The 13,791-nt window shown below is 70.1% G+C and carries 14 protein-coding genes; 8 read left to right on the forward strand and 6 right to left on the reverse strand.

All coding sequences use genetic code 11. The annotated features are described in order from the left end of the window. Positions 1-12 precede the first annotated feature (12 nt). The 4 genes from mptB to NMI01S_RS14625 all read left to right on the forward strand — a co-directional run bounded on the left by mptB (position 13) and on the right by NMI01S_RS14625 (position 4,490). Positions 13-1,710, forward strand: a complete 1,698-nt coding sequence (gene mptB, locus NMI01S_RS14610) for a polyprenol phosphomannose-dependent alpha 1,6 mannosyltransferase MptB (RefSeq protein ID WP_062997576.1) — start codon at positions 13-15, stop codon at positions 1,708-1,710. Next, positions 1,707-2,639, forward strand: coding sequence for an ABC transporter ATP-binding protein (locus NMI01S_RS14615; protein ID WP_062997578.1), 933 nt, complete (start codon positions 1,707-1,709; stop codon positions 2,637-2,639). The genes mptB and NMI01S_RS14615 overlap by 4 nt, the downstream gene beginning before the upstream one ends. Then, positions 2,636-3,424 (forward strand): ABC transporter permease, encoded by a 789-nt coding sequence (locus NMI01S_RS14620; RefSeq protein ID WP_062997580.1) that lies wholly within the window; start codon positions 2,636-2,638, stop codon positions 3,422-3,424. Before NMI01S_RS14615 ends, NMI01S_RS14620 begins: the two co-directional genes overlap by 4 nt. Positions 3,425-3,515: 91 nt before the next feature. Beyond that, the gene (locus NMI01S_RS14625) at positions 3,516-4,490 is read left to right on the forward strand and encodes a COX15/CtaA family protein (protein WP_062997587.1); all 975 of its coding nucleotides are present in this window, start codon (positions 3,516-3,518) and stop codon (positions 4,488-4,490) included. A gap of 79 nt (positions 4,491-4,569) precedes the next feature. Here NMI01S_RS14625 and NMI01S_RS14630 read toward each other — a convergent pair whose 3' ends face one another. After that, a complete protein-coding gene (locus NMI01S_RS14630) occupies positions 4,570-5,622 on the reverse strand; it encodes a phosphotransferase (protein ID WP_245716868.1) in 1,053 nt (350 codons plus the stop codon). 213 nt (positions 5,623-5,835) lie between these two features. Between NMI01S_RS14630 and NMI01S_RS14635 the strand changes: the two genes are divergently transcribed. Next, positions 5,836-6,087: an FmdB family zinc ribbon protein gene (locus NMI01S_RS14635; protein WP_062997590.1), complete on the forward strand. Its 252-nt coding sequence runs from the start codon at positions 5,836-5,838 to the stop codon at positions 6,085-6,087. Here the strand turns inward: NMI01S_RS14635 and NMI01S_RS14640 are convergent. Genes NMI01S_RS14640 through NMI01S_RS14650 form a run of 3 tightly spaced genes read right to left on the reverse strand, consistent with a single transcriptional unit; the run spans position 6,048 to position 8,077 of the window. After that, a complete protein-coding gene (locus NMI01S_RS14640) occupies positions 6,048-6,920 on the reverse strand; it encodes a class I SAM-dependent methyltransferase (RefSeq protein ID WP_218021022.1) in 873 nt (290 codons plus the stop codon). The two genes, NMI01S_RS14635 and NMI01S_RS14640, sit on opposite strands and share 40 nt — an antisense overlap. Positions 6,921-6,945: 25 nt before the next feature. Further along, complete coding sequence (locus tag NMI01S_RS14645; RefSeq protein ID WP_062997592.1) at positions 6,946-7,725, reverse strand: transporter substrate-binding domain-containing protein; 780 nt, start codon at positions 7,723-7,725, stop codon at positions 6,946-6,948. A 1-nt stretch (position 7,726) separates the two neighbouring features. Next, positions 7,727-8,077, reverse strand: a complete 351-nt coding sequence (locus NMI01S_RS14650) for a hypothetical protein (RefSeq protein WP_062997594.1) — start codon at positions 8,075-8,077, stop codon at positions 7,727-7,729. 82 nt (positions 8,078-8,159) lie between these two features. On the opposite strand from NMI01S_RS14650, the gene NMI01S_RS14655 reads away from it, so the two are divergent. Continuing rightward, on the forward strand, positions 8,160-9,125 hold the full coding sequence (locus NMI01S_RS14655) for a quinone oxidoreductase family protein (RefSeq protein WP_062997596.1): 966 nt from the start codon (positions 8,160-8,162) through the stop codon (positions 9,123-9,125). A 4-nt stretch (positions 9,126-9,129) separates the two neighbouring features. On the opposite strand, the gene NMI01S_RS14660 is transcribed toward NMI01S_RS14655, so the two are convergent. Further along, a complete protein-coding gene (locus tag NMI01S_RS14660; protein ID WP_062997649.1) occupies positions 9,130-9,750 on the reverse strand; it encodes a TetR/AcrR family transcriptional regulator in 621 nt (206 codons plus the stop codon). A gap of 80 nt (positions 9,751-9,830) precedes the next feature. Here NMI01S_RS14660 and NMI01S_RS14665 point away from each other — a divergent pair, with 80 nt between their 5' ends. Further along, positions 9,831-11,264 carry an FAD-dependent monooxygenase gene (locus tag NMI01S_RS14665; RefSeq protein WP_062997598.1) on the forward strand — a complete coding sequence of 478 codons (1,434 nt, stop codon included), beginning with the start codon at positions 9,831-9,833 and terminating at the stop codon, positions 11,262-11,264. 145 nt (positions 11,265-11,409) lie between these two features. Further along, complete coding sequence (locus tag NMI01S_RS14670) at positions 11,410-12,591, forward strand: hypothetical protein (RefSeq protein WP_062997600.1); 1,182 nt, start codon at positions 11,410-11,412, stop codon at positions 12,589-12,591. Positions 12,592-12,760: 169 nt separating this feature from the next. Here the strand turns inward: NMI01S_RS14670 and NMI01S_RS14675 are convergent, their stop codons facing one another. Then, a complete protein-coding gene (locus NMI01S_RS14675; RefSeq protein ID WP_039778891.1) occupies positions 12,761-13,747 on the reverse strand; it encodes a heme o synthase in 987 nt (328 codons plus the stop codon). Positions 13,748-13,791: the final 44 nt, after the last annotated feature.

Here is a 13,791-nt window from a genome sequence, read left to right on the forward strand (position 1 = left end):
CGCTTGACCTCCGTGGCGGTTGTGGAAGGCGCATGGCGTAGGAGCATCGAGATCGGACGCCGGGCCCTGGGCCTGGACGTGCCGCCCGCCGATCACACCATCGCGGTGCTACACACCGTCGAAGCCGACGCACCGGGGCTCGACAGCCGGGAAACCGCGCAGTTCAAGCGAATTCGACTACTCGGCGCCACCGGCTCGGTCCTCATGGCGATCAGCGCGCTGGGCGTCGCCGCCCAGCCGGTATTGCAGAACCCGGTCTCCGGAGTCCGGGTGATCGGCGTCTTCGCGCGCTGGCAGACCTCGTCGCTGGCGCTGTGCATGATCGGCACGGTCTTCGTGGTGATGGCGTGGCTTCTGCTGGGCCGCTTCGCGGTCGGCGGTTTCGGCGGCTCGCCGGTGCACCGGCTCAGCCGCTCCCAGCTCGATCGCACCCTGCTGCTGTGGATCATCCCGCTGTCGGTGGCGCCGCCGCTGTTCTCCAACGACGTCTATTCCTATCTGGCACAGGGCGAGATCGCGGCCCGCGGCCTCGATCCGTATGCGGTCGGCCCGGCCACCGGCCTGGGCCTGCACAACGTGCTGACCTACAACGTGCCCAACATCTGGCGCGACACTCCCGCCCCGTACGGACCGCTGTTCGTCTGGATGGGCCGCGGCATCGCCCACGTGACCGGCGACAACATCATCGTCGGCGTCTGGGCGCATCGGCTGCTGGCACTGGCCGGGGTGGCGCTCATCGTCTGGGCGCTGCCGCGGCTGTCGCGGCGCTGCGGCGTCGCGCCGGTCAGCGCGCTGTGGCTGGGCGCGGCCAACCCCCTGGTGCTGTTCCACCTGGTCGGCGGCGTGCACAACGACGCGCTGATGCTCGGCCTGATGCTGGCCGGAGTCGAGTTCTGCCTGCGCGCGCTGGCCACCGACCACGCCCCGGGTCTCGGCGGATTCGATCAGCGCGGCTGGCTGCTGCTGACCTTCGGAACCGTGATCATCACACTGTCGTCGGCGGTCAAGATCACCTCGATCATCGCGCTCGGATTCGTCGGCATGGCCCTGGCCCGCCGCTGGGGCCGCGGATGGCGGCCGCTGCTGGCCGCCGCGGCGGTCCTCGGCGCGATCACCCTGGTCACCACACTGTTCGTCAGCTACACCTCCGGACTCGGCTTCGGCTGGACACACACCCTCAACGCCGCCAGCACGGTGCGCAGCTGGATGTCGCTGCCCACGGCGATCGGCATCATCACCGGATTCGGCGGCGTGCTGCTGGGCCTGGGCGATCACACCACCGCCCTGCTGAGCATCACTCGCCCGATCGCCGGTGTGGTGGCGGCGCTGATCACCGTGCGCATGCTGATCGCCACCTGGACCGGGCGATTGCAGCCGGTCGGTGCGATGGGCGTGTCGCTGGCGGCGATCGTGCTGCTGTTCCCCGTGGTCCAGCCGTGGTATCTGCTGTGGGCGATCGTGCCGCTCGCGGCGTGGGCCACCACGCCCGCGTTCCGGGTCCCGGCCGTGGCGTTCTCCGCGGTCGTGAGCGTGATGCTGATGCCGCGCGGCGCCGATTTCGGGGTCTTCCAGATCATCGAGGCGGCGGTCGCGGTGGTCATCGTCGCGCTCGGATTCATCGCGGTGACCAGGAACCTGCTGCCGTGGCGCAATCGGACAGGGGTGTCTGCTCCGTCACAGCCGGGCCCGGCATACGGTGTCTCATCGTGAGCGCAGCCTCGGAACCCGCTGTCTGTATCGACGGTGTCGTGAAACGCTACGGCGACCTCACCGCCGTGGACGGGGTCGCTTTCGAGGTCGGACGCGCGGAGGTGCTGGCGCTGCTGGGCCCCAATGGCGCCGGCAAGACCACCACCGTCGAAATGTGTGAGGGGTTCCTGTCTCCCGACGCCGGTTCGGTGCGGGTACTCGGGCTCGATCCGGTCGCCGATTCCGATCGCCTGCGCCCGCGCATCGGTGTGATGCTGCAGGGCGGCGGGGCCTATCCGGGTTCGCGCGCCGGCGAGATGCTCGATCTGGTCGCCTCCTACGCCGCCGATCCGCTCGATCCGCAGTGGCTGCTCGACACCCTGGGCCTGCACGACGCTCGCCGCACCCCGTATCGGCGCCTGTCCGGCGGTCAGCAGCAGCGCCTCGCGCTCGCGTGCGCGCTGGTGGGACGTCCCGAACTGGTCTTCCTCGACGAGCCCACGGCCGGAATGGACGCCCAGGCCCGGCACCTGGTGTGGGAGCTGATCGACGCGCTGCGCCGCGACGGCGTCGGCATTCTGCTCACCACGCACATGATGGACGAGGCCGAACAGCTCGCCGATCGGCTGGTGATCATCGATCACGGCCGCATCGTCGCCGCCGGCACCCCGGCCGAGGTGACCTCCGCCGGCGCCGAGGGGCAGCTGCGTTTCAGTGCGCCGCCGAAACTCGATCTGTCCCTGCTGGAAAGCGCACTGCCGGAGGGGTTCGCACCCAGCGAGACCGCGCCCGGCTCCTATCTGCTGTGCGGCGACATCACCCCGCAAGTGCTGGCGACCGTGACCGCCTGGTGCGCGCGAATCGACGTGCTGCCCACCGATATTCGCATCGACCAGCGCCGCCTGGAGGATGTGTTCCTCGAATTGACCGGACGGGAGCTGCGCGGATGACCCGGACCGCCCCTCGTTTCACCCCCGGCACCTTCAGCCCCGCGCCGCGACCTGCTCCACGCCTGACCATGCTGGCCGCGCAGACCCGCATGGAGCTGATCCTGTTGCTGCGCAACGGCGAACAACTCCTGCTGACCATGTTCATTCCGATCACGCTGCTGATCGGGCTGACCCTGCTGCCGCTGGGCTCGAGCCTCGGCGAACACCACAAGGTCGACCGGATCGTGCCGGCGGTGATGATGGTGGCGATCATGTCCACCGCGTTCACCGGCCAGGCCATCGCCGTCGGTTTCGACCGCCGTTACGGTGCGCTGAAGCGCTTGGGCGCCACGGCATTACCACGCTGGGGCATCGTCGGCGGCAAATGCGCGGCGGTGCTGATCGTGGTGGTGCTGCAATCGGTTCTGCTCGGCCTGATCGGCGTCGCGCTGGGCTGGCGGCCCGCCATCGGCGGGCTGGCGCTGGGCGCGCTCGTCATCGCCCTCGGCACGGCCACCTTCGTCGCGATGGGACTGCTGCTGGGCGGCACCCTCAAGGCCGAGATCGTGCTCGCGCTGGCGAACATCCTGTGGTTCGTGATGCTGGGGGTGGCGAGTCTGGTCTTCGCCTCGGACAACCTTCCGCACGCGGTGACGTTGATCGCGCGATTGATCCCTTCGGGAGCGCTGGCCGAGGCATTGGATCAGGCGCTGCACACCAGTGTGGACTGGTACGGCATCGCGGTGCTCGTGGTGTGGGGCCTGGTGACGGGCTGGCTGGCGACGCGCTGGTTCCGCTTCGACTGAATTGCCGCGGGACCGACCCCGACGTGACGGCAACGACACAACGTAGTAGCCCCCGTGCGGGCGCGGATCCGGCTGCGTCTACCATCGTTTCGTGCTGTCACGCGCGTTTGTGCGACTCGTCGACTTTCTGCCGCTGCCCTCCCTGCGGGTGCAGCGCATCATCGCGTTGGCGGTGATCCTGTCCCAGGCGGGCATCTCGGTGACCGGCGCGATCGTGCGCGTCACCTCCTCCGGCCTCGGCTGCCCGACCTGGCCACAATGCTTCCCCGGCAGCTTCACCCCCACCGCACACGCCGAAGTTCCCGCGATCCACCAGGCGGTGGAATTCTCCAACCGCATGCTCACCTTCGCGGTGACGCTGTGCGCGGCACTGATCGTGCTCGCCGTGATCCGGGCGCGGCGACGGCGCGAGGTCGTGATCTACGCCTGGCTGATGCCCGGCGGCACCGTCCTGCAGGCCGTGATCGGCGGGATCACCGTGCGCAGCGGGCTGCTGTGGTGGACGGTGTCGGTCCATCTGCTGGCCTCGATGCTGATGGTGTGGCTGGCGACGCTGCTGTTCGCCAAGGTCGGCGAACCCGACGACGGAGTCGACGTCGTCCAGGTCCCGGCGCCGTTGCGCTGGCTCACCGCACTGAGCGCGGTCGCGATGACCGGCACCCTCATCGCGGGCACCCTGGTGACCGGCGCGGGACCCCACGCCGGGGACAAGAGCACCGAGCGGCCGGTGGCGCGCCTGCAGATCGAGATCGTCACCCTGGTGCACGCCCACGCCGAATTGCTCGTGGCGTATCTGGCGCTGCTGGTCGGCCTCGGCTTCGGGCTGGCCGCGGTGGGTATGACCCGCGCGATCCGGGTGCGTCTGATCGTCGTGATCGCCACGGTCTGCGCCCAGGCTCTGCTCGGCATCGTCCAATACTTCACGCACGTTCCCGCGGCGCTGGTGGTCTTCCACGTCGGCGGAGCCACCGCGTGCATCGTCGCGACGGCCGCGTTGTGGGCCTCGATGCACACCCGCGAACAGGTCACCGCGCCCACCCCCGAAGCAGCCGCGCGCGCCGTGTGAACCGGATGGGACACGGCCCGGTGGCGGCGATTCCGTCGCGCGCGGACTCGCGGTCGAGTTACGCCGATGAGCGCTCGCGCTAGGCCGGTGTCCGGCCGAGTGCCTCCCACTCACGAATAGCGGCGCAGCTGCGGCGCACCATCGCGGCGAACATCTCGTCCCCGCGCGGCGTCGGCGTGCCGTAGGCGGCGCCGAACACCGCCACCAGCGGCCCCTGCACGAGGGCGAAACCGTAGTCGCGGCGGCACTGATCCAGTGTGTAATCGCCGACACCGTAGGAACACAATGCGCGCCAATAGGTTTCGATAATAGAGCCCTCGTGCGCACGCCGGATATCCGGATCGAGACCGGTGGCGACGAAATAGGCCAGGTCACGCGCCGGTAATCCGAGGCCGAGGGTCTGCCAGTCGAGCGCCCACACCTCGACGTCGCCGCTGTCACCGGAGAACATCAGATTGTCCAGGCGGTAATCGCCGTGGACCGGCGCGAAACGATCGGGCGCGGCGAGCAGCCAGTCGGCGATACCGGGAACGCAGGCGCGCAAGGTGTCGTGGTCGGCCGGAGACAGCCGTTCCCCCAGGCGCTCGAGGAAGATCTCCGTTGCCGGACCGTACAGCTCCGACAGGGCCTGCGCCTCGGCCGCACCGCTGACGTTCAGTCCCTCGATGGCGGGCAGGGCGGGATCGCACCAGCGGGGGCCGTGCAGTCCCGCCAGATTCCGGACCGCCGCCTCCGCCTGCGCCACCGTGCATCCCGCGATCTGATCGCCTTGGCGCGCCGGTGCGAGATCGTCGAGCAGCAGTGTGAATTCCGCTCCGTCACCGGCGAATTCGGCGAAATGACAGGTGGGCGCCCTTACCGCGACGGTGGGCGCGATCTCGCGGTAGAAGCGGATCTCCTGCCGATAGGCGCCCGCGACCATGGCACGCGCCGCGGGGTCGGCGACAGGCAATTTCGCCATCAACCGTGCGGGCGTCGATTCGCCGTCGATCTCGAGCCGGAACACCGAACCCATCTGACCGGTGCCGACCGGAGTCGCGGTCACCGCGCGCACCGGCGCCGACAGCACCCGGCTCAACCACTGCGCGGTGATCTGCTCGGCGCCCACCACCACCTCTGCCATTGGCGTCATCCGCGGACTCCCTTCGCCCGGACACCATGCCGGACATGTGTCCGGGACAGTAACACGGCCGAGCGGCTCGGATGCCGGAATCAGAGAGGTAGGTGACGCCGTCACGATTCGCCCGGGACGTCTTCGCGCCCACCGACGATCGCGGCCGGAGGTCGAGCGAACCGGCCCGGGCCCTGGCGATCCGGTCCGCCGCAGACGCGACATAATCTCCCCATGCCGACCTACGCCTACCGCTGCCGTGAGTGCACGGAATCGTTCGAATTGACCCGGCCGATGAGCGAATCCGGCGACCCGGCGGTCTGCCCGGGTGGCCACCGCGACACCGTCAAACTGCTCACCACGGTCGCCTCACCGGCAAGGCCGCGGGATCGGGCGCACCGTCCGGCGGCGGTTGCTGCGGCGGCGGCTGCTGCGGCTGATCGCGATCAGACGCGGTCGGCGACCAGGGCGCGCCCCAGTCCGTAGGCGCGGGACTGCCGGGCCGGCACATCGAGCCGGCGCGCCACCTCGATCAGCTCCACATCCGCGGTGACCGTGAGCCCGTAACGCGTTGTCAGCGCGGCCATCTCAGCGGGCGACCACGCCGACACGTGCGGCTCGTCGGCGAGCGGGTCCCGGGCGCCGGCCAGTTTGCTGTAGAGACGCATACCGGCACGACCGAGTGCGGCGAAGCGGTTCGGGGTGGGATAGGTCGCGATCAATCGGCTGCCGTGCGCGCTGCGCGCCGCGACGACGGCCAGCGTCGATTCGACCTGCGGCTGGGTGAGATACGGCAGCACACCCTCCCACACCCAGGTGGTCGTCACGTCCGCGCGATGGCCCGCCTCGGCCAGGCGCGCCCCCAGGTCGTCGCGGCCGAATTCCACCGGCACATAGGTCAGCGACTTCGCGACCGGAACCAGCGCACCTACCCGTTCGCGCTTGTCCCGTTGCGAGGCAGGATGATCCACTTCGAAGACATCGGCGGCGGGTTCGCCGGTCCGCCAGGCCCGTCCGTCGAGCCCGGCGCCGAGCAGTACCAGCTGCGCGGCCGACGCCTCACGGATCGCCTCGTCGATGACGACGGTGCGGGTGGCCAGCACGGCGGCCGTGGCCGTGAGCATCTCGAATTCGAGCCGCTCCCGCCAGCCGCCGGGTGGCTGCGGTGCTCGCGCGCGCCGCACCGCCGCGCGTTCGTCGTCGTGAAGCAGTTGTGCCGCAATGGGATCCGAGAATCGTCCGGCCGCCAGTCGCCCGTCGGCCACGGCCCGGCCCTGACAGACCAGGACCGCGGTCCGGCTCGCCGCTTTATCCGTCACCCGGTCGATTATGGTCGCGCGTCGCTCAGGCGGTGGCGTGCGGTCCGATCCATTCCGCGACACGCCGGTCGATTCCCCCGGTGGCGAGCTGACTCGCCAGCCAGGAGTCGATCGTCACCGCGGCCGGGACGTCGTTCTTCGGCAGCAGGAACACCTTGCCGAAGGAGTCGAAGGGCGTCTCCGGGTGCAGTACCCGCAGCTCGGGATGCTGCCGCACGCGATAGCGGCCCTCCACCGAATCGGTGACGAAGACATCTGCGCGACCGGCGACGATCTGGTCGAAGATGGTGACGTTGTCCGGCCATACGGTCAGCTGCGCATGCGGGAAGTGCGTGCGGGCGAATTGCTCGTTGGTGCCGCCGCGGTTGACGATCACCCGTACCTGTGGCTGATCGATCTGCTCGATCGTCGCGTACTTTCCGGCATCGTCGGCACGCACGATCGGGGTCTTGCCGTCGGTGCCGTAGCTCAGCGAGAAGTCGGCATACGCGCGCCGGGCAGCGGCGTCGGAAATTCCGCCGACCGCGAGATCACAAGCGCGCGCGGCGAAATCGCCGCCCATCGACGCCCAGGTGGTCGGCACGAACCGCACCTGGCGCCCCAGCAACTGTGCCATGTCGCGGACCAGGTCGATATCGATGCCGCGGTAACCGCCGTGGCCGTCGGTCACCGAATAGGGCGGATAGTCGCCGGTGGTGCACACCCGCACGGTCGCCGGGTCCTCGGCTCGCGCGGGTACGACCATCGTCAGGACCGCGGCCGCACCGGCCGTCGCGGCGGCGATCACCCGATGCCGCAGAGCCATCTCAGTTCTCGTTGCGCGCCTTCGGGAACCGGGTCTGACGGGCGACCCAGCCGGCCATCCGCGCCCAGTGCCCCTTCGCGGGCGTGGCGACCGAGCTCAGGTCGCGATCCCAGTGCTCGGTTTCGGCGAGGCCGTCGACGGCCTCGACCACGGCCTTGGCGGTGGCCAGATCCGCGACGACTCGATCGCCGAGCACACCGTCGGCGCCGACGAGGGTGATGCGGACCCCGATGCGACCGATCGGCTGCAGCACGGCCGTACCCGAACCACCGTGGGCGGCGACGAACTTCTTGACCGACTCGATGACGGTGGACGACGGCGCGACCGGGGCCGCGGTGGCGGTTTCGCTCATGGCGTGGAGTTTACCGTCCGGTAGGGCCCGCCCGACCGCCCTACCGGTGTCCGCAGCACTCGGGGGTGTAGAACTGAAAGCCATGCGCGCCATTCAGGTCAGCGAACACGGTGGTCCCGAAGTGCTCGTCGCGACCGAGGTCGACGACCCTGTCATCGGGCCGAATCAGCTGCTCGTCGATACCGAGGCGGCCGGTGTCAATTTCATCGACACCTACATCCGCACCGGCACCTATCCGCAGGCGGTTCCCTACATTCCGGGTTCCGAGGGCACGGGCGTGGTCGCCGAGGCCGGTTCCGAGGTGACCGAATTCACCGTCGGCGATCGGGTCGCGTGGGCGGCGGCGCCGGGTAGCTACGCGGAGAAGGTCGCCGTGGACGCCGCGGTGGCGGTGGCCGTCCCCGACGGGGTTCCGGCTGCGGTGGCGGCCTCGGCACTGCTGCAGGGAATGACCGCGCACTACCTGATCGAATCGGTGTACAAGCCGCAGCCCGGGGAGACAATCCTGGTCCACGCGGGCGCCGGCGGCGTCGGACTCCTGCTGACCCAGCTGGCCGCGGCCCGCGATATCCGCGTGATCACCACGGTGTCCACCGATGCGAAAGAAGAATTGTCCCGTGAGGCCGGCGCCACGCATGTGCTGCGCTACGGCGACGACCTCGCCCAGCGCGTGCGCGACCTCACCGACGGGATCGGCGTGGCGGCGGTCTACGACGGGGTGGGCGCGGCGACGTTCGAGGCCAGCCTGGCGGCCTTGCGCATCCGCGGCATGCTGGCGCTGTTCGGCGCCGCCAGCGGTCAGGTGCCGCCGTTCGATCTGCAGCGGCTCAATCCGGCCGGTTCGCTGTTCGTCACCCGTCCGACGCTCGCCCACTACACGCGGGATCGTGACGAATTGACCTGGCGCGCAGGCGATGTGCTGAACGCTGTCGCCGACGGGACCCTGCGGGTGCGGATCGGCGCGGAATACCCGCTGACCGAGGCCGCGCAGGCGCATCGCGATCTGCAGGCCCGCAAGACCACCGGGTCGATCGTGCTGGTGCCGTGAGCGGTCAGTAGTCGCGGCCGGTGAGCCCCCGGTAGACGAACCGGGTCAGCCCGGCCACCGCCTGCTCGTCGTCGAGGGCGAGTACGCCCTCCTCCACCGCCTCCAACAGCGCCCGCACCAGCAGGAACATCATCGCCACGCTGGCCTCGGCCGTGCTGGGCAGGCGGAGTCCGGCGGCCTCGAAGCCGTCGACGTGGTCGACCACCTCGTCGAGTTGACCGGCGGTGAACCGACTGGTCAGCCGCGCGAAATCCTCGTCGACGAGCGCCGCCTGCGTCACCGCCCGAAGCACCGGCCAATGCCGGCGCGCGTAGTGCCAGTACTGCTCGATATGGAATTCGACGGCCTGCGGCTTGGTGAAATCGGGATCGTGCGCGCCCGCCCCGGCGGAGCTGTCCCCTTCGGCCGCGAAGTCCTCCAGCAGCGCCTGGAGCAGCTGTTCTTTGCCGGCGAAGTGGTTGTAGAACGATCCCGCCGACCGACCGGCCGCCGCGGTGATGTCGGTGATCTTGGTGTTCAGGTAGCCGCGCTCGGCGAACAGCCGCCGGGCGGCATCCTTGAGCGCCTGCTCGGTCTCCGCGGACCGCTGCTTGCGACTGCCGACCTGCTCATGTCCGGTCGCCATCACCACCTCCTTGACTCGGGACATTAGCAACCCGATACTGAATTCAAATTCAGTGAACTCGGATTCAGTTAGAGGTTGTCATGACCCGCACCGTTCTCATCGCCGGAGCCGGCCCGACCGGACTCACGCTCGCCATCGACCTGGCCCGCCGCGGGGTCGATGTACGCATCGTGGACAAGGCCACAACTCCGTTCACCGGGTCCCGTGGCGACGGTATCCAGCCCCGCACGCTGGAGGTGTTCGACGATCTCGGCGTGCTCGACGCCGTGCTCGCCGCGGGAACCCCCACTCCCGTCATGCGCGCCTACCTCGACGGCACGCTGGTGGCCGAACGCCGGATGAGCGAATCCCGCGCGGCGAGCCCGGCCGTGCCGTATCCGAATCCGTGGGTGCTGGGCCAATCCGACACCGAGCGGCTCCTGCGCGAGCGCCTCGCCGAATTCGGTGTGCGCGTCGAATTCGGTACCGCCCTGGCCGGTTTCACCCAGGACACCGACGAGGCGCGGGCCACGCTGACCGGACCGGACGGCACCGAAAACGTCGCGGCGCGGTATCTGGTCGGCGCGGACGGGGGCGCCGGAATCGTGCGGCGCACGCTGGGAATCCCGTTCGAGGGGACCACCGACGAGTCGATTCGCATGCTGCTCGGCGACGTCCCGGTCGACGCGCTCGATCACGACTTCGGATACTGGTTCGCCGCCGCCGCGACACCCACCGCGGGTGTCGCGCTGACACCGCTGCCCGGCGGCCGGCTGTTCCAGTTCGCGGCCCCGCTCGGAGACGATCCGCGGCCGACCCGCGCGGTACTGCAGGAACGGCTGGATCGAGTGAGCGGGCGCACCGACCTCACCGTCGGGGAACCGGTGTGGTCCACGGTGTGGCGGCCCAATATCCGGCTGGCGCAACGGTTCCGGTCCGGGCGCGCGTTCCTGGCCGGCGATGCGGCCCACGTGCACCCGCCCACCGGCGGGCAGGGAATGAACACCGGCATTCAGGACGCCTACAACCTGGGCTGGAAACTGGCCGCGGCGTTGAGCGGCGATCCCAGCCCGCTCGAGACCTACGAGCCCGAACGCCGCGCGGTCGCTCGGCGAGTACTCGGCCTGAGTACGGAACTGCTCGACAAACACCTCCAGGGGCACGAGGACGCGATGCACCGCGGCAGCGAGACCCATCAACTCGACATCAGCTATCGCGACGCGGCCGACGCCGCCGGGCTGACCGCGGGCGACCGGGCGCCGGACGCCCCGCTGCGGCGCGGTGACGGTAGTGCGCTGCGCCTGTTCGACCTGTTCCGAGGCCCACACGCGACCCGCCTGACGTTCGGAGCACCGGCCGAGGGCGCGGAAGTCGCCGGGGTGCGGGCGTATTCGATCGTCGCGCCCGGCCATCAGCCCGAACCCGGGCAGTTGATCGCGGTCGACGGCCACGCCTTCACCGATTACTCGGCCACCACGGGCACGCAGGTGCTGGTGCGGCCGGACGGGTACCTCGCCTGGCATCGGCAGAGGTGACCCGCCGACGGCCCGGGCGCACCGATGGTGGATGATCTGTGCTGCCGCCCAAGCCGATTCGCCCGCTTCGCCGTACCGTCGTACGGTGGTCGGGCGGTCGCTCGGGGCGGCCGGCAGAACAGGCATCGGTCAGGGGTTGATCCAGATGTTGGTGAAGGTTCGCAACGACGACCCGTCGCGGCTGTCCAATTCCGAACGGACGGTGGCGAACTGGCTGAAGACCTGGACCGGCGCACACGCGTTACCCGGTATCGCCGTGGTCGCGGCCGGTGCCGCCGACGCGATCGTGTGGACGCCCAAGACCTGCGTGGTCGTCGTGATCAAGGACTTCACCGAACGGGCGAGCGGCACCCTCACCGTCTCCGGGTACCGGCCCTGGACCATCGGTGACCGCATCGCGCCGCTGGCGGGAACCGAGGCCGGAACCGAACCGATGACCGAGATCCGGGCCCGCACCGGCGAGATCGCCGAACTGTTGCGCGGCGCGCCCGGCCGCGAGCGGGTCGGGGTGACCGGCATGGTGCTGGTGATGCCGCAATTGAGCAGCCGGGTCTCCCTGGAGCAGGGGGACCTGCCCGACGGGATCGATGTGGTGCTCGGCGACGGCCCCGCGGCCTTGCGCAACTACTTCACCCGGATCACCGCGGACGCACCCGACACCTGGAATGCGGCGCAGGTCGGCCAGGCCCTGGCCGCACTCGGATTCGCCGCGGCGGCAAGCCATTCCGATCTCACCGCGGAGGGCTTTCCCGCCCGGCTGGAGCACACTCCCCCGCCGCCGAACCCCGTCCCGTCCCGCGGCCCCAAACCGCCGGCGGGGGCACCGCTACCCGGAGCCGGTCCGGCCGGGGCCCCGCTCGCCGCCTCCGCGGCGCCGATGTCGCCGGGCGGTGCCCCGGTATCGATGGCTCGCCCGAGTCCGGCGGCGCAACCCGCGCCCGGCACCGTTCCCCAACCGGTCGCCGCCTCCGGTTACGGTCCGGGCGGGCCCGCGCAGCCGGGCCCCGCGCCGGCCTACGGCCAGAATCAGCAACCGTATTCGGTGCCCTTCGATCCGCGCCCGCCCGCGGCGCCGCCGCGACGCAACCGTAACCGCGGCCTGGTGCCGCTGGTCCTGCTGGGCGTTCTGGTCGTGGTGCTGGCGTTGGCCGCCATGTGCACCGCGGGCGGCGGTTCCGGCTCGCGCCCCGGCCACGCCCCTGCCTCCGGTCGCACCACCACCACCACCACGACGACGACCTCGCCCTACACTCCCGCACCGGAGCGCACCGTGCCGCCCTCGACGCCCGGACACGCGTGCTATCCGTTCCAGCCCGGTTGCCCCTGAGCCGAGCACGGACGATTGCCTGCCGCTACGGCGACGGGAGGCCACAGGCGACGGAATGACAGTTCGGCCCCAGCCGTACCCGCCGGGGCCGTGACCGCGTACAGCGCGAACTTCGGCGCCGAGGCGAGAGATGGACTCTCACGGGCGCGGGCCGGCGCCCGGGGCGATCTCAGCCGAACAGCGTCGAGCCGATGGTGTGCCAGCCGAGGACCGAGTCCACGGCCAGACCGCAGAACACCACGGCGAGGTAGTTGTTGGACTGCAGGAACAGCCGCAGCGGCTTGACCGACGCGCCGCGCCGCACGCCGGAGTACAGCTGATGCGCCATCAGCAGGAACCAGGCACCCGCGACGATCGCGACCGCCGCGTACACGACACCCGTCGCCGGAATCAGCGCCAGGGTCGCGAGCACGGTCAGCCAGGTGTAGATGACGATCTGCTTGGTGACCACGCGCTCGGTCGCCACCACCGGCAGCATCGGCACACCGGCCGCGCGGTAGTCGTCCTTGTAGCGCATCGCCAGCGCCCAGGTGTGCGGCGGCGTCCAGAAGAAGATGACGGCGAACAGCGCGATCGCGGGCCAGCCGATGGTGCCGGTGACCGCCGACCAGCCGACCAGTGCGGGCATACAGCCCGCGGCGCCGCCCCACACCACGTTCTGCGAGGTCCGGCGCTTGAGGCCGAGGGTGTAGACGAAGACGTAGAACAGGATCGTCGCGACCACGAGCAGGCCGGAGAGCAGATTGGCCTGCCACCACAGCCAGGCGAACGAGCCCGCGCCGAGAGCGACACCGAAGACGAACGCGTTGCGGGTCGGCACCGCCTCGCGCGCCAGCGGACGCTTCGACGTGCGCTTCATGACCTTGTCGATATCGGCGTCGGCGACGCAGTTCAGGGTGTTGGCACTGGCCGCGCCCATCCAGCCGCCGAACAGGGTGGCCACGATCAACCGGATGTCGACATGGCCGCGGTCGGCCAGCAGCATCGTCGGGATGGTGGCCACCAGCAGCAGCTCGATGACCCGCGGCTTGGTCAGCGCGATGTAGGCGAGCACCCGGCGGGTCAGCTTCGACAGCGGGCCGCTGCCCTGGACACGGTCGGCGAGCGCCGTCGCGGAGGAGCCATGCGCATCACCCGGCTGTTGCCCAATCCGCACTGTCTCTCCTCGCAGGTGGTGCATCGATCCGGTAGGGAAGCAAC

The sequence above is a fragment of the Nocardia mikamii NBRC 108933 genome (assembly GCF_001613505.1).
Lineage (GTDB): Bacteria > Actinomycetota > Actinomycetes > Mycobacteriales > Mycobacteriaceae > Nocardia > Nocardia mikamii.